Raw genomic sequence first — 16,948 nt, 5'->3', positions numbered from 1 at the left:
GCATAATGGCTATTTTTAGCAATGAAGTCGCCGACAAGGTTTTGCGCGTCATGCAATCGTCAAATTTTGTCGATCCGCAAAAACTATCCCAAGCGCATTCCAGTTCAAATGGCATCCCATCTGCATTGCTGGAGACATTAATACGGTCTGGCGGCACCGATGAAGAGTTAGTCCATAAGGTGTTATCGCGTGCCTATGCGCTACGCCGGTGCCAGCTAGAACCACGGCAAGTTGATGTGCGGGCACTCGCCTTGATTCCGGTCAGCTTTATTGACAAGCATTATGCGATCCCCTTTCAGGTCGAAAACCGGTTTTTACGTGTTGGTATTATCGATCCGACAACCGCCACTTTGGCAGGCCAGCTCAAATCCATTTCCAATTTCAATATTGAATTTCAACTTATCAGCCTGTCAAATTTTGAAGCGCTACGCACCCATGAGCGTATAAAATCAGTGCTGGATAGCGCGCAAAAGAAACCACAACATTCAATCAGCAGCGGCAAACCCCGCAGGTCAAAATTTGCGCTGGATAATGATGAGCTAGTGCCCGAATTTTGTGATCATATTCTGCATAGCGCGCTTGATACCGGCACCAGTGATATTCATATCGAGCCATTCCGCGATATTGCCCGTGTCCGCTTTCGCATTGATGGCAGACTCGTCATCCGTGAAGAATATTCAGACTATCTGTTTCGCAATTTTCTGGGCGTCATAACGCGCTTCAAGATTATGGCCGATTGCGATATTTCGGAAAAACGTCTGCCCCAGGATGGGGGCATTACAATTTCCTATTTAGGAGAGGATATAGATTTTCGTTTCAATGTGCTGCCAGGCAAGAATGGCGAACGCATTGTTATGCGGATTCTGAAAGGTGATCCGTCCTTATCCTTGAGCCGGATCGGCCTGACTAGTGAAAATTATGACAAGATTGTCGATGCCATCACCGCCCCGCAGGGCATGGTGCTGGTGACCGGTCCGACCGGATCGGGTAAAACCACAACACTTTATGGCTGTCTGCAACATATTAACGATCCCGACCTGAATATCATGACCGCCGAAGATCCGGTTGAATATTACCTAGAAGGCGTCGGGCAGACACAGGCAAACGAAAAAATAGGCTTGTCATTCAATGCCATTTTGCGCGCCTTTCTGCGACAGGATCCCGAAGTCATTCTGGTTGGTGAGATACGCGATACCGAAACCGTCGAAATCGCGGTAAAAGCCGCTTTGACCGGCCATTTGCTGTTATCGACTTTACATACGAATGATGCCATTTCCACGATCACCCGCCTGATGAATATGGGCGTGCCGCCCTTCATGATCGCCGCCGCAACCAGCCTGATTGTGGCACAGCGCCTTGGCCGCCCGAATTGCAAACATTGTCTGATTAATGACCCGAAAGCCACAATTGCCTCATTACGCAAAATCGGCTTCAAAGATGAAGACACCGAAGGCTGGCAACCGCAGATTGGCGCCGGATGCGATGAATGTGACGGCAGCGGTTACAAGGGACGGCGCGGTATTTATGAAGTCCTGCGGATAAATCCCGAACTTGAAGAAGCCATTCTCAAAGAGGCCCTTGCGCCCGAATTGCTGGCCGCGGCCAAAGTTGACGGATTTCAGACGATGCAGGAAATCGCCCGTGGCTTTGTCAAAGAGGGCGTGTTCAGTATCGCCGAATATACGCGGATTCTGGTGCTTTAGTGAAAAAATTTACCTACAAGGCCAATCAGCGTGGCAAAAAGACCAAAGGCGAAATCGAAGGCGAAAACGCCATGCAGGTGCGGCAAAAACTGCGCAGCGATGGCATGCGCGAAATTGAACTGAAAGAGGTCAAACCAAAGAAAAAATCATCCGTAAATATCGATATCACCTGGGGCCCATTCGGTTCGATTCCAGCCAAAGAAATTATGATTTTCACCAAGAAGATCGCAACCATGATGCGCGCTGGCCTGCCGATTGTCGAAGCGATGATTCTGGTCGCCGGACAATCCAGCAATGCCAATATGAAACGTGTATCAACCGACATGATCACCAAGCTGAATAATGGTGCGTCACTGTCGCAATCATTCCGCCACCATAAGCGGCATTTTGATGCGGTCTATCTGAATATGGTCGAAGCTGGCGAAATTTCGGGTAAGCTTGATACATTCCTGGACCGGCTTGTCGAAATGCTGGAAAAGCAACAGGCGATCAAGGCCGGCATCAAATCGGCTTTGTTCTATCCGGTAACGCTTGTGGTCATCACGATATCTATCTCATATTTCATGCTGACCAATGTCGTGCCGACGTTCCAGGATATGTATGAAGGGCTAGGCGCCGAATTACCCGGCCCCACGCAAGCGATTGTCAATGCCAGTAACTGGATTCAGGATGGTAGTAATCTGGCCCGTGTTTTCGGTACCTTTACCGCCATTGTGGTGGTCAACAAGCTGCTGAACCGCTTTGTCCGCAAATATCGCAAATTGAAAAGCATCATCGCCCTGCGCCTGCCTATTGTCGGTGATATCATTGTCAAGGCAACGGTTGCCCGCATGTCATTGCTTATGGCCAATCTATTGGCCGCTGGTGTGTCGGTAATCGATACTTTGGAAGTATCGAGCACGGTGTCGCAAAACATCCAGTTTCTGGATGCCATGACCCGTATCAAGCAGAAAATCACCACCGGTGCGCCGCTGTCACAATTGTTCGGTAATGAAGCTGTGTTTCCGATTGCCCTGTCGCAATTGATGGCAGTGGGCGAACGCACTGGTAATATGGACGAAATGCTGACCTCGATTGCCAAATATTACGAAGAAGAATTCACCACCGTTGTCGATGGTCTTTCGACGATCATCGAACCGCTTATGATCGTTTTCGTCGGCGCGATGATCGGCATCATGGTGGTCGCGCTATATCTGCCGATTTTCTCGGCTGGCGATGCTATCAGGTAACAGGCCACGGTCTTTACAACTAGATGCGGCGCAGAACAGATCATTTTACCAGTGATTGCATATAGTCATGCAAGTCAGGTATTCCGTTAATGCTTGTGACCCCCGTGCCAGCCCAAAGCGACTGATAGTCAGGGTTGTCAATCGCCTTGGCATATTTCCGCAAGGATGCGGTCGCATAATGCAGATGCGGAAAACCCATATTATGTATCAAGGCTAGCTGGGCTAGGGTATTTTTCAGCCCTCTCGCGCTTTTGCCGGTGATGCTTGTGGTGAACATAGTGTCTTCTTGATCTGTAGCGTCGAGGATGGATTGTTTATAGGCTTGCGACGCGGCACTTTGCTTTGTAGCCAGAAACCCCGTACCAATCTGAACGCCTGCAAACCCCATTTTCAGCGCCTGTTCGATCTGATCCCGCGTCACGATACCCCCTGCCATAATAAAAGGCTTATCGGGGTGGCGGCGCATCGCCGCAGAAAAGACAGTCACGTCGCTATGGCCGCCATTAGAGAACCCGCCCTTATGCCCGCCAGCATGCGCATTTTGAAAAATCAGAATATCGGAATCCTGTGTTTGCAAGGCAATATCAATCTCATCAACCGCGTTAACCGTTGTCATCAGGACTATGCCAGCCTGTTTGAGCGCGGCGACATCATCGTCTTTCAAAAGCCCGAAAGTTGTGCTCACAACCGGTACTTTACGGTCAATCAGAAGCGTGATCAGGTCGCGCATCGAAGGGGGTGGCGGGATTGTGAAGCTGTGATCTTCTTCAAGTCCAAGGCCTGTTTCAATCTGGATTATCTCTTGCGGCTTGGCGAATCTGTCCTGCCCGTAATCATCATAATCGACAAATATATTGACCGAAAATGGCGCGGTGGTTTGTGCCTGAACATGACCAATGAAACTATCAACCTGCTCTAGAGAGAGATAACCGCTGGCCATAGACCCCAGCATGCCAAAATTAGACACATCAGCGACAAAGCCGGATGTTGTTATGCCCCCGGCCATAGGCGCTTGCAAGACCGGATGATCTATATTCAGCAATTCTGTCAACGTATGTGCGGGCATTACGCTCTGTCCATTGCATCGTTTTTGGACACAGGCCTAATATTGCCACGGGCATCTAAAAAATCATACCGAAACTTAGGTGATTTTTCACGCGTGCCATATTGACCGGGGTCGCGCACCCCTTCACAATAACGCACGAACTAACCACAGTTTGGCTTGCCAACTGTGCAAAGCGAGGACAAGCGCATGGAAACCGTCAATTTCCGCCGAATGGATGAAGGCACCGCCGCCGACTATGCCCTGCTGGGCAAGCTGGAGGATGAATTTGTCGAGGCTTTGCCGGATCGCCTGCTAGGTGCCTTGCAAGGCCTAAAGTCAACATTGGCTGGCTATCAAATTGACCGATTGCAACATTCACTGCAATCGGCCACCCGCGCCGAACGCGATGGTGCCGATAGCGAGATGATTATTGCCGCGCTGATCCATGATCTGGGTGATGATCTGGCGCCGATGAATCATTCACAGCTTGCCGCCGCGATCATCCGCCCCTATGTGCGCGCCGAAGTGACATGGGTGATCGAACATCATGGCATTTTCCAGCTTTATTACCATGGCGAAGCCGAAGGTGTTGACAAGAACGCACGCGATATTTTTGCCGGACATAAATGGTTTGATAGCTGTGACCGTTTTTGCCAGCTGTGGGATCAGATGTCGTTTGATCCGGATTATGACACATTACCGCTTAGCCATTTTGAACCCATGCTGCGCGAAGTGTTCAGCCGCAACCCCTTTGATCCGGCCATCATCGGCGAGGAAGAGTCAGACTGATGTCACAAACAATCATGATTACCGGTGCCAATCGCGGCATCGGGCTGGAAATGACAAGGCAAGCCGCCGCGCGTGGCGACAAGGTGATCGCCTGTTGCCGCGATGCGATGCAGGCGACCGATCTGATCGCCACCGCCAAGCAGAATAGTGATATTACCGTGCTTGGTCTGGATGTCTGCGCAGAAAATGATATGAACCAGATCGCTGCCGGCATGACCCGCGCGATTGACATTCTGGTATGTAATGCCGGTGTTCTGAACAGCTATGGGGGGATGCTTGACCCCAAGCACGATCATGTCGCCATTGAAAATGTGCTGATGACCAATGTCGCCGGTGTGTTTTTTACGGCGCGCGCCTTTCTGCCGCATGTCAAAAAGGAAAAGCCCGGGAAAATCGCTGTCATTTCATCGATTATGGGCAGTAACCGCCAATCGCATAGCAACGCGCCCATCTATCGGGCATCGAAGGCGGCGGCGACCAATCTGGCACGTTCAATGGCGGTTGAATTGGAACCTGACGGGATCGCCGTTGGGGCTTTTCATCCGGGTTGGGTGCGTACCGATATGGGCGGTAGGGAAGCCAGCATTTCGCCAGAAGAAAGCGCATCCGGCCTGCTGGCGCGCTTTGATGCCTTGTCACTGGCAACAACCGGCGTTTTTGAAAATTACAAAGGCGACGAAATGCCGTTTTGAGTCTGGTTTAGGATGGGGTTACATGGCTGACGACAAACAGGATCCAAAAGCATCTGACCTGAAGGTCGATAATGACCATATCAACATTGCCTATTCAAACCCCAGCACCAGCGCTTTGATGGATATGTATGCCGCATGGGCCAAGAACTATGACAAGGAAACCGTTACCGATCATGGCTATGCCGCGCCGCAGGATGCCGTAGCCGGATTTGTCGATATTGTTCCTGATAGACAGGCGCGCATTCTGGACATCGGGTGCGGAACCGGGCTGGTTGGGGTTTTGCTGGCCGCACGCGGCTATAGCCATATTGATGGTGCCGATCTGTCGGCGGAAATGCGCGCTGTGGCTGCAAAGCATGGCGTCTATCACAACCTGTTCACGCTTGATATGACCGATGATTACGGCATTGACGACCCGTATGATGCGGCAATCTGCGTTGGTGTGTTCGGTTTTGGCCCACCGCATATTGAACATCTGCATCATATTATGGGCGCCGTCAAACCGGGGGCACCTGTTGTGCTGACGGTAAATAATGCGGGCTGGGCAGCGCGTGACTGGGATGCCAGCTTTATCCCGCATTTAGCAAAATATGAGATCGAACTGGTTGCCGATACACGCATTCGCTATCTGACCAAGGAAGATATTGACGGCCGCCTGATTCATTTACGACGGGCGTCCTAGGCAGATTCAGGCTTGCTTAATTACCAGAAGTCTGACTGGCAATATAGTCGGCGGCGGTCATCGCGTGATAGGTGATATCCGGTACGCCAAGATCGACAGGTGACGGATCGACTATATCAATAGGTATCCGGCGTGCCAGCCCCATGCGCAGGGCAATGGCAGTGATATTAACACTAAAAGACGTGCCGATGAACACCATGGCGGAAGCCGTGTCCATCCAATGTTCGGCTTCACTCATCCGGTATAGATCAGTATAAAATTCGTCAAATAGCAACACATAGGGTTTCAACGACACGCCCAATTCCGGTATCTGCGTGCGGGTGCTGATTTTGAACTGTTCAAGCAGGGCGTTTGTCAGGCGTTCGTCATCATCCTGATCAAGTGCCGCAACAGGTTCCCATGGGGCATCAATCAGCGCGATATCGCCGCCACCGCTAAATGACTGTTCATGTAGTAAGGTGACCTTATCAAGCCGCCCATGAATCGAGATGTAATCCGCATTGCCAGCTTTACCATCCAGCCCGTCAATATTCTGGGTGATAAGCTGTTTATCAGCCAGCCAGCCATGCACCATATTTGGCGCGACATTACGGTAACTGGCAAAACGCCGATAATACCACAGCAGAAATTGACCCGGGTCATTCATATACATGGCACGGGTGGCCATTTCCTGTGGGGTGTAATTATGACTGCCGATTGTCCAGAACCCGTCTTCGCCGCGAAAGGTGGGAATACCACTATCCACGCTAACGCCCGCGCCAGTTACATATAAAACAGACATTCAGCATTCCTTTCTAGCCACATTTATTTTCGGGCGATCAGACCCATATCCAAACAGCTAGTCGGCATCGTCCCAGCGGTCAGCCGCCGCATCATCCGATGCCCGTGCCGCGACCCAGCTTTCACCCGATGCATCTTCGGCTTTTTTCCAGAAAGGTGCCTTGGTTTTCAGATAATCCATGATGAAACTGGCTCCGGCAAAGGCGGCTTCACGATGCGCCGCCGCGACACCAACAAAAACGATATTATCCTCTGGCAGTAACCGACCAATACGATGAATGACGGTGACCGCCGACAATGACCAGCGTGCCTTGGCGGTGTCAATGATGCTGGAAATTTCGGCTTCGGTCATGCCCGGAAAATGTTCCAGCGTCAAAGCGGTCACATGCGTGCCATCATCATCATCACCGCGCACGGTGCCAGTAAAGGTTACAATGGCCCCCACCGCACGCGCCTTGAGTGCATCATGTTCACCAGCAATATCAAAATCAGCTTCGGTGATCCGCACATTCTTGTCCGCATCCATAATCACAGACCCCGTTCGACAAATGGTAAAAAAGCCAATGGCATACCGACCTCGACACCTGCATTATCAAGCGGGATTTCAACCAGCCCATCAGCCCCTGTCAAAGATGATATAACACCTGCACCACGCCGTCCATGAATCTGAATTTGCTGGTCTTTTCCTGAACCTTGAAGCGTTGCACGAAGATATTCGGCACGGCCCGGTTTCTTTTTATGGCTAAAGCCCGCAGGCACTGTCACGCGCAACGGGGTGCGCGCAATTCCGCCTGCCAATTTATCAAGAAGCGGCATGATCAAAAGCTTGGCACAGACGAATGCCGCGACCGGATTGCCGGGCAGGCAGAAAATAAACTTATCTTCAACACGACCAACTGCCATCGGGCGACCGGGCTTCATTGCCAATCGCCATAAAGCGCATTCGGCACCCACCATTTTCATCGCCGCCTGCGTATGATCTTCGATGCCATCCGAAGCCCCGCCAGACGAAATGACAATATCACTATGCACCAACGCCGCCTGATAGGCATTGGCCAAGGCATCGCGGTCATCGGCAACAATGCCGCCATCATGCAAATTCAGCGCCTCGCCAGCTAATGCCGCCATCAACATCGGGCGGTTGGCATCATAAATCTGGCCAAAGCCGGTGCCATTATCAGCCGCCATGACATCGATGATTTCATCACCTGTTGACAGCATTGTTGCTGTTAATTTGTTCTGCACATCAACCGTCTTATGACCTGCCGCCGCCAGCTGTCCAATCATAGGCGCATGGATCCGCGTGCCAGCAGAGAGGATTATCTCGCCCACTGCCAGATTTTCACCAACAGGCCGGTTATTCGCCCCTATTTGTAGCATTTTATCAAACCGCACATGATTATCGTGGCGGGTGCAATCTTCGTGCATGGCAACGGCGTTGACACCATCGGGCATCACCGCACCGGTATAGATTTCCACCGCTTCATCTTTGGCAATCGTGCCCGTAAACGGATGTCCCGCGCGCGCCTGTCCGGCAATGGGGAATAGATGATCGGGATTAGCGGCCAAGGTTTCGGCGTCAATAGCATAGCCATCAACCGCCGCATTCGCCGTTGCTGGCAGATTGACCGTGCTGATGATATCCGACGCCGCAAACCGCCCTATTGAGGCATGCAAGGGCACATTTTCATGAGCCGAACGCGGGGTGATCGCATTCAGCAGATCAGCCCGGGCACTATCAAGTGGCGTCGTTTCGGGATGCATCGGTCAGGTCTTTATGGTCTGTGCCTGATCGCCGATGAAGGCGGCAATCGCGGCAATATCATCAAGATCAAAACAGGGAAGCGGACAATCGGCCAGCGGTGCATCGCTGGCCACCGCCAGAATATGCGGATCATGCGGATGCAAAAGCGGCTTTTCCACTTCGGCGCGGTAAATCTCGATCTTGCGGATCGCAAAGGCCTTAAACCCTTCGACAATGACAATATCAGCCGGATCAAGCCGTGATAGCAGAACGTCCAGCCCCGGCTCATCAGCTTCGTCATGTTCGCTGAACAAGGCCGCACGGTTGGCCGATGACACCAGCACCTGACGCGCACCGGCAGCACGATGGCGGTAGCTGTCCTTGCCAGGCGTATCAGCGTCAAAATGATGATGCGCATGCTTGATCGTTGCCACATTCAGCCCCAGCGCCACCAGATGCGCGATCAGCTTTTCGACCAAAGTTGTCTTGCCTGCCCCCGACCAGCCCGCCAGCCCGAATACGATGCCATGGCGTCCGGTATCAAGCAGTGTTTCGTGTTGCGAGGCCCGGTCTGTTTGGTCTGCCCGGTCTGTTTGGTCTGCCCGGTCTGTTTGGTCTGCCCGACCTGCTGGTTCTATTTGCGCTGAGTTCATCTAGCCACCTGTCACATTCATATGCCGACCGACGGTGGCGGTTTCGCGGCGGCTGATAATGAAATCATGACCTTTGGGCTTGCGGCCAATCGCCTCAATAATCGCCGCATCAAGCCCCGCTTCGCCATGCTGGCGCAAGGCGGTGGCAAGATCGGCATTGTCATCCTGTCCCAGACACATATAAAGCTGACCGGTGCAGGTCACCCGCACGCGGTTACAGGATTCACAGAAATTATGCGTCAACGGGGTGATAAAGCCAAGCTTGCGTCCGGTTTCGGCAACGGTGACATAGCGCGCAGGTCCCGGCGTTTGAAAATCGCTATCGGTCAAGGTAAAGCGTTTGGCAAGCGTCGTGCGCACCAGCGACAAAGGCAGATACTGATCGATCCGGTTTTCATTGCCGATATCGCCCATCGGCATGACTTCGATAATGGTCATGTCAAAGCCCTGATCACCGCACCAGGCGACCATATCGCCAAGCTCGTCTTCATTGACGCCTTTCAAGGCAACAGCATTGATCTTTATATCCAATCCGGCCGCACGCGCCGCCGCCAGCCCGTCAAGTACGGTGGCCAGTTTGCCCCAGCGGGTGATTGTGGTAAACAAATCGGGATTCAATGTATCAAGCGAAATATTCAGCCGCCGCACCCCCGCCGCCGCCAGATCATCGGCCATTTTGACAAGCTGGCTGCCATTGGTGGTGATGGTCAGTTCATCCAGCGTACCATCCTTGACCGAGGCACCCAGATTACGGATCAGATGCATGATGTTGCGGCGCACCAGCGGCTCGCCTCCGGTCAGGCGGATTTTGCGTGTGCCCATCGCCATAAAGCGGCGGCAGACAATTTCCAGCTCTTCCAGCGTCAGCAAATCGGCCTTGGGCAGAAAGGTCATTTCTTCGGCCATGCAATAGACACAGCGGAAATCGCACCGGTCGGTAACCGACAGGCGGATATAATCGACCGTGCGTCCGAACGGATCGATCAATGTGTTTTTCGATGCGCCCGCAGTGGTGGCCGCGACCGGATTGTCTATCAAATCCATGCCAAATATTCCTTTTGCTATCTGTGCAACATAATGCAGAGGACAGATAAAGGCTAGGCTTGATCGCGCGGCCTTTTGATGCGGGCTAAAACAGCTTTAACCGTCGCTATTGCCATTTGACAGGGGTATGGTGCGCTATTGTGGTGCGTTATATGATGCGATATGTGGCGGGCAGTGATTGAACTATTTACATAGCTCAGGTAGCGTAGCCCGCATCTGTAAGATAAGAGGATTTACCGATGAGCAGCACCGTCCCAGCCGATAATACCGCCGATAATTCCAGCAATAATCCAGTCGTTACGTTCCTGACCAGCCGTCGTTCGGTAACCGCCAAGACTATGGCACCAGGCCAGGTGAGCCGCGCCGATCTGGACGCGATCTTGACCGCCGGATTACGCGTACCCGATCATGGCGCGCTGAAACCGTGGAAGCTGGTGGTTTTGCAAGGCGATGTGCGCAAGACACTTGATGAAGAGGTTATTCTGGCCGAATTCATGCGCGAAAATCCCGATGCCGAAGATAAATTCATCGAAATTGAAACAAACCGCCTGCAACGCGCGCATACGGTGATCGCGGTGCTGTCATCGCCGGTTGAGCATCCGAAAATTGTCGAATGGGAAATGGCACTGTCGGCGGGGGCGGTCTGTACGACCTTGCTCTATGCGGCGCAATCGATGGGCTATGCCGCGCAATGGCTGACCGAATGGTACGCCTATAATAACGCGATGCTGGCACGGCTGGGCGGCGTTGCCGGACATGACCGGATCGCCGGATTTATCTATATCGGCGAAAAAGTCAAAGACCCGATGGAACGCACCCGCCCCGATTTGGATGAGGTGGTGACGTTTTTGTAGGGGGTGGGGTTAGACTACCCCAACCTGTCCAAACAAAAAGGCGGCACCCATGGGCACCGCCTTTCATTGTCAGGATAGTGAACAGCTATTTTTGCTGATGTTACCTACAGCTATTTATGCTGGCTTTACTTGCTGATTTCGTAGATCGCAATGGTGCCGGTCATCTCATAGGCCGTAACCAGCAATGGTGTGCCTGTCGGGCTGTCGGCGGCGGCGATAAAATCAAGACCTTCGGGCGAATTATGACGCGCTGCTGGCATCATGTAATCCACCATATGCGGATCAGACGGCAAGGTGATATCATAGGTGAAGATCGCATTATTACGCTCCATACCGATAAAGGCATAGATGCGGCCATCAATCTCGCCAATGGTCAGGGCTTCGGGCTCGGGGCCTTTATCATCCGAACGATCATCAAATTCTGCGGCACCACCATTCGCGTTGAACACGTCAGGCGAGCGGCTGGCGATCACCGTTTCAAAAGCGTTGCCACTGTCAAACATCAAGGTGCCATCCGTATTCCAGATAGAAAATGACCGCCCACCATATGAATAGATGATGTCCGTATCGCCATCACCATCGGTATCACCCATGGTCGTGGTGGTTTTCAGACGGCCAAGATTTTCCGGCATCTGCAATGTGGTGGCATTCGGGAACATGGTGCCGTCCAACTTTAGCTTGGCAACGCGGGTTTCTTCGGAAAAACCATCATAGTCCTTGGCATCGCCTTCATTCGCGGTAACCAGATAGGTCGCGCCATTGACCTGATAGGATACAATGGCATCGGGCTGATACATCATCATGACTGGCCAGCGTTGCATATTAATGCCGCCATCCTTGTTTGACATATCATGCGCCGTACGTGACACATTCTTGACGCCAAGGCCGATAACCGAGGCCACCTTTGCCGCCGCAATATCGATAACGGCAAGCGCGTTATTTTCCTGCAAGGTGACATAGGCCATCTTGCCATCGGCTGAGAATGTCAGATATTCAGGCTCTGCATCGGCGGCAAAGCTGCTGCCTGGCTTGACGATGCGGGCACCAGCTGGCACCTCGATACCGGCCAAAAAAATCTGTGTCACCTTGGCATTGGCAACGCCGCCAGCCAGATCAACAAGCGTAAAGCTGCCTTCGGGATCGACGGTATAGTCATCTGATGGCTCGCCTTCATTCGCGGTTAGAATATAACGGCCATCCGGGCTGAAACCGACATTATCCGGCAAAGCGCCTGTTGCAAATGTGGCAAGTTCAGCACCTGTGCTGTCGAACAACTTAATCATGCCCGCATCATCGGCCGCATCGGCCTTAATCGAAGCGGCAATCATATCGCCATGGACGGCAACGGCTGTTACATCTCCACCAGCAAGATCAAGCGGTGCCTGTTTTACAGGTGCCTGCGGATTAGCAATCGAAATACGCTCGATCGTGCCTGTTTCCGATGCGGTAACCATGACCTGTTTGCTGGGCGCGTGATAGCGGATCATTTCGGCATAGCCTTCGCCATCGCCAATTTTAAAGCTACCTATTTCGGTAAGCTCAAGAGCAGACGCTGACATCAATGACGCAGCACAGAAGATCGCCGACAAAGGCACGGTATAAAGCAAATTGGTCTTGCGCATAATAATCTCCAAAAATGTATGATGGATGTTTATCACTGCGCAATAATACAAATAGGTGACAGATTGTTTACGAAACGGTTAAACCCTGCTGGTATGGCGTGGCCTTATATGACTTTCATCCCAAATCAAACAGCCAGCACAATGCAAAGTGCCGACTGGTATTTTTGAAAGCCATTACTGGTCATGTGTCAGATTACAGACCTTTCTATGGCCATCGGATGCGCCGACAACCAGATCATTTTCAAATTTCACATGCACAAACTTAACGTCATATTCTTCATCATAAATATATGTGCGGCAGACGATAAGTGCGTTCTTAGGATTAAACCGCACATAATTGGCAGGTGCCATAAGTGACTCAACCTCTTCAATCGTCATGCCAAGGCGCAATTTATAGCTGTTACTGTGAATGGTGCCGCGAATAGGCCCGGGTTCCATACAGCCTGCCAGCAATACGGCACTGCCCATAATGAAAGCAGGTAAAGTTAGGTGACGCATCAAACGCTCCTTTGATATGGGTTAACTATCAAAAATATCGTTACAATTAATATTTGCATCAAAGCGCAGATTACACCCCATCACCCCCATATATTATTGGGCGATCATGAACCCCGCGAAAAAGCGGCCAAGCGCATCATGCGCGTCAAGCGGCAGGATATGCGCGACATGCTGATCGGGGCGCACCAGCACCATACAGCCGCTATCACGGTTGATCCCGCGCATATCATAGATATCAGCACCCACTTTGTGATCGACCGCGAAAATCTTTTCATAATCGCGCAGACCCAGCGTGCCTTTTACCGGCAATAGCAAAGGGTGCATCTGTTCAGCCGCCAAGGCACCATGCGGCTGCTGAAAAATCGCCCGCACATCCAGCACCGCATCGATATCGGCACCTGCCGGCGTATAGGCGCGCAGTGGCGCGGCCGGATCATCGGCCAGAAATCTGCATAAAGCCGCGATTGTCCCACCTTTAGTCCCGCCACTGGTGCCATCATCGCGCCCATCATCTGCCGCTCCGGCAAAGGCAAATAGATGCCAGCGGCCAGCGGCCTGTATCACATGGCCAAGCTGCATCGACAGCGCATCAGCAAGCCGGATCACCGGTGCCGAATGAAAGCGCATGCCGATTTCAAAACCCGTTGCCAGATGCTGATGATCGGGCGTGGCCGTAATAGATGACGGGTGATAGCGGAACAGGGTGCCCGCTGTATAACGCGCATGCTTGATGAAATAGGCTTGCAAGACCGCCGGATCGACTTCTGTTTCGGGGACGGTTTCGGGGGTGGTTTCGGCGGCATTGGGCGGCTGGCTGGCGCGGTCTTCGGGGCGGGTGCTGAACATGGTGGCAAGCTCGCGGTCAAAATCGATCAGCTCGCTGGCCACCGCCTGCCGTTCGGCCGAATAGCTATGCAGAAGTTGCGGCGACGCCTGCCCGCGCAAAACCGCCGCCAGCTTCCAGCCCAGATTAAAGCTGTCGCCCATCGATACATTCATGCCCTGTCCGGCTTTCGGGCTATGCGTATGACAGGCATCACCCGCGATAAAAACATGCGGCGTGCGGGCGGGCATATCGTCTGTTAGCATATCGTCTGTTGGCACATCGTCAAATTTGGCGCAAAGGCGCTGGCCAATCTCATAGACCGACCACCATGCGATCTGTCTGACATCAAACTGATAGGGATGAAACACATTCTGCGCCGCCGCCACCAGATGATCGGCGGTGATATTGCGGTTTTTGACACGCTCTTCGGTGCCCAGCGCCTCTAGCTCGATATAGATGCGCACCAGATAGCCGCCTTCACGCGGGATAATCAGCAGATTGCCGGCCTCGGCCGAATGGATGATCGCCTTGCGCCTGATATCGGGAAAGTCGGTAACCGCCAGCACATCCATCACGCCCCAGGCCTTGTTTGCCGAATCCCCTTCGAGGCGGTGGCCAAGCGCGCGGCGCACCTGACTGCGCGCGCCATCACACCCGACCACATAGCGGGCGCGCAGCGTTTCAACCTCACCTTCATGCGCGGCGTCGGTGCGGGTCATCGTGACCGTAACCGGATGCGTGTTATCAGCATCATTATCAATAGTCAGATCACGAAACACCCGCGCATAGTCCGGGGTGATCGCGGCAGGTGATTTGGCCATGACATCCAGAAAGAAATCATGCACCCGCGCCTGATTCAAAATCACATGCGGAAATTCGGACAGCCCGTCTTCGGTATCCTGAATGATACGGCTACGCGTGATCGGGGTGGGCTGATCCGAAATGACCGGATCCGATATAGCGGCTGGCTCCCAGAAGGCCACCTCATTGACCCAATAGGCCTCGCGCATCACGCGTTCGGCAAAGCCGAAGGCGGCAAACATTTCCATCGTGCGGCAGGCAATGCCATCGGCCTGGCCCATGGTCAGGCGCCCGGGTTTGGCATCGATGATCCGCGTATTGATTTCGGGAAAGGCGGCAAGCTGGGCGGCCAGTGTCAGCCCTGCCGGCCCACACCCGACAATCAGAACATCGACCTCGAAAGGCATGGATGGACTGGGCGGTGCGTTATCAAAGCGTGCCTCCGGATCGGCAATATCGGGATCACCCGCATGATACCCATTAAGATGAAACTGCATCGACACCCACCATGATAACCCTGTCTTATTACCAGAACAGACTAGCACCATTCGGCATTTTGAAAAGAGTAATGGTGGGGGATGGTGGGATCATATTCAGCACCGCCGCCAGCGCCTTGCCAAGGCGACACTGTTCAAGCTCAAAAAGCCAGATAAAATGATGGCGACCATACCAAGTACGGTCGATATTTCGGGTAGTTCTCCAAACATAATAAAGGCCATGACTGTGACTATGGGTAGATAGGTATATTCCCAGATCGCAATCATTGATGCGGGCGCTTGTCTATAGGCCATTGCAAATCCCATATGTGTCGTGAGGTTGAACGCTGCCAACATGACCATGACAAGCCACATTTTACCCGATATGGGCACCCAAGGAGAGGCCACAAAAAAGTAATCCGTATATGCCCATATCGCATCCGAATAACGCCCGACAATCATACTTGCCACAACACCCGACCCCAGAAACGCTATATGCACAAGTAATGACATAAATAAAGGCGGCGCATTTGTGCATTTTGTCCGTGTGATGATCGATGCACAGCTATAAGCAAGTGCGGATAACATCGGCAACAGAATCAGAAAATTGAAATTGGCGTCCGAAATATCAATGATAAGAATGGTACCAAAAAAGGCCAGGAACATGGCCATCACACCGATGATATTAACGCGCTCGCCAACAATAAAAACTGACATAATCAGTGTGATGATTGGCGATATGTAATAGGCGGTTGCCGCCGCCGAAACCGTCAAAAGCGGAAGCGATGCGTAATAGGTGAAATTCATCAAGACCATACAGAACGCACGGATCACCCCCCAAAAAATAAAATCAGAACGCAGATCAATGAAGGCTGCAAAGCGAATGCAGGCAACAATAAGTACCGGAATTACCAGCAATGAACGCAATACTGTGAGTTGCCAAATAGGCATCTCTTCGGCAAAGGATTTCATAGCGATGGCCTGAAGTGACATCACAAAAACGGCCAGCATTATCGCTTTGATACCGTCGCGTAGAACCGTATTTTCCGTCTTTGTCATCTAGAGCCTGAGCGTTTCTTATCGATCAGGACAGCTTAAAGGACAAATATAAATTTAAAGTTAATGTCAACGGTCAGTTAACGGGCACTATGCTTTTGGAATTTTCAGAGGATCAAATATAAGTGAAATGGTGGGAGTGACAGGGATTGAACCTGTGACCCCTTCGATGTCAACGAAGTGCTCTCCCGCTGAGCTACACCCCCATTTTCACATATCGCGGATGGCTGGTACTGGCCAACGCCCGCATAAACGCACCATCATCATTCGCAGGCACGCCATGCGCCTATATCTGCCCCAAGCGCGGCCATATGGCAAGCACTTTTGGCCGGATCGGGTGCTTTTTCATGCGTGATGGGGCGCTTTGCTTTCTGCCCCCCCCTGCCCCAGCAAGACAAGGGATCAGATGGGGCTAATAGGCCAGATCTATCGGTTATCTCCCTCATATTAGCAA

16 protein-coding genes and 1 tRNA gene are annotated in these 16,948 nt (G+C 52.3%); 6 read left to right on the top strand and 11 right to left on the bottom strand.

Translation table 11 applies throughout. From position 1 onward, the window contains the following. Positions 1 to 5: 5 nt before the first annotated feature. Together SAR116_RS12910 and SAR116_RS12905 are read left to right on the top strand one after the other, a co-directional pair. Positions 6 to 1,703 carry a GspE/PulE family protein gene (locus SAR116_RS12910; RefSeq protein ID WP_013047387.1) on the top strand — a complete coding sequence of 566 codons (1,698 nt, stop codon included), beginning with the start codon at positions 6 to 8 and terminating at the stop codon, positions 1,701 to 1,703. Further along, entirely contained in the window at positions 1,703 to 2,932 is a 1,230-nt protein-coding gene (locus tag SAR116_RS12905) for a type II secretion system F family protein (protein ID WP_013047386.1), read from the top strand. The genes SAR116_RS12910 and SAR116_RS12905 overlap by 1 nt, the downstream gene beginning before the upstream one ends. Positions 2,933 to 2,972: 40 nt before the next feature. Here SAR116_RS12905 and SAR116_RS12900 read toward each other — a convergent pair whose 3' ends face one another. Continuing rightward, positions 2,973 to 3,998, bottom strand: a complete 1,026-nt coding sequence (locus SAR116_RS12900) for an NAD(P)H-dependent flavin oxidoreductase (RefSeq protein ID WP_013047385.1) — start codon at positions 3,996 to 3,998, stop codon at positions 2,973 to 2,975. Positions 3,999 to 4,184: 186 nt separating this feature from the next. Here SAR116_RS12900 and SAR116_RS12895 point away from each other — a divergent pair, with 186 nt between their 5' ends. From SAR116_RS12895 to SAR116_RS13410, 3 genes are read left to right on the top strand one after another with little or no spacing between them, the layout of a single operon-like run. After that, positions 4,185 to 4,766: an HD domain-containing protein gene (locus SAR116_RS12895; protein WP_013047384.1), complete on the top strand. Its 582-nt coding sequence runs from the start codon at positions 4,185 to 4,187 to the stop codon at positions 4,764 to 4,766. Beyond that, the gene (locus SAR116_RS12890) at positions 4,766 to 5,458 is read left to right on the top strand and encodes an SDR family oxidoreductase (RefSeq protein ID WP_013047383.1); all 693 of its coding nucleotides are present in this window, start codon (positions 4,766 to 4,768) and stop codon (positions 5,456 to 5,458) included. Before SAR116_RS12895 ends, SAR116_RS12890 begins: the two co-directional genes overlap by 1 nt. 22 nt (positions 5,459 to 5,480) lie before the next feature. Then, complete coding sequence (locus SAR116_RS13410; protein ID WP_013047382.1) at positions 5,481 to 6,140, top strand: class I SAM-dependent DNA methyltransferase; 660 nt, start codon at positions 5,481 to 5,483, stop codon at positions 6,138 to 6,140. 16 nt (positions 6,141 to 6,156) lie between these two features. On the opposite strand, the gene SAR116_RS12880 is transcribed toward SAR116_RS13410, so the two are convergent. The 5 genes from SAR116_RS12880 to moaA are packed head-to-tail and all read right to left on the bottom strand — an operon-like array spanning position 6,157 to position 10,361. Next, on the bottom strand, positions 6,157 to 6,921 hold the full coding sequence (locus tag SAR116_RS12880) for an SIR2 family NAD-dependent protein deacylase (RefSeq protein WP_013047381.1): 765 nt from the start codon (positions 6,919 to 6,921) through the stop codon (positions 6,157 to 6,159). Positions 6,922 to 6,978: 57 nt separating this feature from the next. Then, positions 6,979 to 7,446 carry a molybdopterin synthase catalytic subunit MoaE gene (moaE, locus tag SAR116_RS12875; RefSeq protein ID WP_013047380.1) on the bottom strand — a complete coding sequence of 156 codons (468 nt, stop codon included), beginning with the start codon at positions 7,444 to 7,446 and terminating at the stop codon, positions 6,979 to 6,981. 2 nt (positions 7,447 to 7,448) lie between these two features. Next, positions 7,449 to 8,684 (bottom strand): molybdopterin molybdotransferase MoeA, encoded by a 1,236-nt coding sequence (locus SAR116_RS12870; protein WP_013047379.1) that lies wholly within the window; start codon positions 8,682 to 8,684, stop codon positions 7,449 to 7,451. Positions 8,685 to 8,687: 3 nt separating this feature from the next. Next, positions 8,688 to 9,317 (bottom strand): molybdopterin-guanine dinucleotide biosynthesis protein B, encoded by a 630-nt coding sequence (gene mobB / locus SAR116_RS12865; protein ID WP_013047378.1) that lies wholly within the window; start codon positions 9,315 to 9,317, stop codon positions 8,688 to 8,690. After that, positions 9,318 to 10,361 carry a GTP 3',8-cyclase MoaA gene (moaA, locus tag SAR116_RS12860; protein ID WP_013047377.1) on the bottom strand — a complete coding sequence of 348 codons (1,044 nt, stop codon included), beginning with the start codon at positions 10,359 to 10,361 and terminating at the stop codon, positions 9,318 to 9,320. Between the two features lie 239 nt (positions 10,362 to 10,600). On the opposite strand from moaA, the gene SAR116_RS12855 reads away from it, so the two are divergent. Continuing rightward, complete coding sequence (locus SAR116_RS12855) at positions 10,601 to 11,215, top strand: nitroreductase family protein (RefSeq protein ID WP_013047376.1); 615 nt, start codon at positions 10,601 to 10,603, stop codon at positions 11,213 to 11,215. Between the two features lie 125 nt (positions 11,216 to 11,340). On the opposite strand, the gene SAR116_RS12850 is transcribed toward SAR116_RS12855, so the two are convergent. The 5 genes from SAR116_RS12850 to SAR116_RS12830 all read right to left on the bottom strand — a co-directional run bounded on the left by SAR116_RS12850 (position 11,341) and on the right by SAR116_RS12830 (position 16,700). Then, the gene (locus tag SAR116_RS12850; RefSeq protein ID WP_013047375.1) at positions 11,341 to 12,837 is read right to left on the bottom strand and encodes a choice-of-anchor I family protein; all 1,497 of its coding nucleotides are present in this window, start codon (positions 12,835 to 12,837) and stop codon (positions 11,341 to 11,343) included. A gap of 174 nt (positions 12,838 to 13,011) precedes the next feature. Beyond that, entirely contained in the window at positions 13,012 to 13,335 is a 324-nt protein-coding gene (locus SAR116_RS12845; protein WP_013047374.1) for a hypothetical protein, read from the bottom strand. Between the two features lie 93 nt (positions 13,336 to 13,428). Continuing rightward, positions 13,429 to 15,459, bottom strand: a complete 2,031-nt coding sequence (locus SAR116_RS12840) for an FAD-binding monooxygenase (RefSeq protein WP_013047373.1) — start codon at positions 15,457 to 15,459, stop codon at positions 13,429 to 13,431. 96 nt (positions 15,460 to 15,555) lie between these two features. Further along, positions 15,556 to 16,497 carry a DMT family transporter gene (locus tag SAR116_RS12835; RefSeq protein WP_013047372.1) on the bottom strand — a complete coding sequence of 314 codons (942 nt, stop codon included), beginning with the start codon at positions 16,495 to 16,497 and terminating at the stop codon, positions 15,556 to 15,558. Positions 16,498 to 16,625: 128 nt separating this feature from the next. Beyond that, positions 16,626 to 16,700 (bottom strand) — tRNA-Val (locus SAR116_RS12830). Positions 16,701 to 16,948: the final 248 nt, after the last annotated feature.

The sequence above is a fragment of the Candidatus Puniceispirillum marinum IMCC1322 genome, from assembly GCF_000024465.1.
Classification (GTDB): Bacteria; Pseudomonadota; Alphaproteobacteria; order Puniceispirillales; family Puniceispirillaceae; genus Puniceispirillum; species Puniceispirillum marinum.
The sequence above is the reverse complement of the archived record's forward strand: the minus strand, read 5'-3'. Positions and strand labels throughout refer to the sequence as shown.

Excerpts from the sequence above, each read along its gene's own strand:
- SAR116_RS12910 (WP_013047387.1), top strand. The coding sequence starts at position 6 with ATGGCTATTTTTAGCAATGAAGTCGCCGACAAGGTTTTGCGCGTCATG.
- SAR116_RS12900 (WP_013047385.1), bottom strand. The coding sequence starts at position 3,998 with ATGCCCGCACATACGTTGACAGAATTGCTGAATATAGATCATCCGGTC.
- SAR116_RS12895 (WP_013047384.1), top strand. The coding sequence starts at position 4,185 with ATGGAAACCGTCAATTTCCGCCGAATGGATGAAGGCACCGCCGCCGAC.
- SAR116_RS12890 (WP_013047383.1), top strand. The coding sequence starts at position 4,766 with ATGTCACAAACAATCATGATTACCGGTGCCAATCGCGGCATCGGGCTG.
- SAR116_RS13410 (WP_013047382.1), top strand. The coding sequence starts at position 5,481 with ATGGCTGACGACAAACAGGATCCAAAAGCATCTGACCTGAAGGTCGAT.
- SAR116_RS12880 (WP_013047381.1), bottom strand. The coding sequence starts at position 6,921 with ATGTCTGTTTTATATGTAACTGGCGCGGGCGTTAGCGTGGATAGTGGT.
- moaE (WP_013047380.1), bottom strand. The coding sequence starts at position 7,446 with ATGGATGCGGACAAGAATGTGCGGATCACCGAAGCTGATTTTGATATT.
- SAR116_RS12870 (WP_013047379.1), bottom strand. The coding sequence starts at position 8,684 with ATGCATCCCGAAACGACGCCACTTGATAGTGCCCGGGCTGATCTGCTG.
- mobB (WP_013047378.1), bottom strand. The coding sequence starts at position 9,317 with ATGAACTCAGCGCAAATAGAACCAGCAGGTCGGGCAGACCAAACAGAC.
- moaA (WP_013047377.1), bottom strand. The coding sequence starts at position 10,361 with ATGGATTTGATAGACAATCCGGTCGCGGCCACCACTGCGGGCGCATCG.
- SAR116_RS12855 (WP_013047376.1), top strand. The coding sequence starts at position 10,601 with ATGAGCAGCACCGTCCCAGCCGATAATACCGCCGATAATTCCAGCAAT.
- SAR116_RS12850 (WP_013047375.1), bottom strand. The coding sequence starts at position 12,837 with ATGCGCAAGACCAATTTGCTTTATACCGTGCCTTTGTCGGCGATCTTC.
- SAR116_RS12845 (WP_013047374.1), bottom strand. The coding sequence starts at position 13,335 with ATGCGTCACCTAACTTTACCTGCTTTCATTATGGGCAGTGCCGTATTG.
- SAR116_RS12840 (WP_013047373.1), bottom strand. The coding sequence starts at position 15,459 with ATGCAGTTTCATCTTAATGGGTATCATGCGGGTGATCCCGATATTGCC.
- SAR116_RS12835 (WP_013047372.1), bottom strand. The coding sequence starts at position 16,497 with ATGACAAAGACGGAAAATACGGTTCTACGCGACGGTATCAAAGCGATA.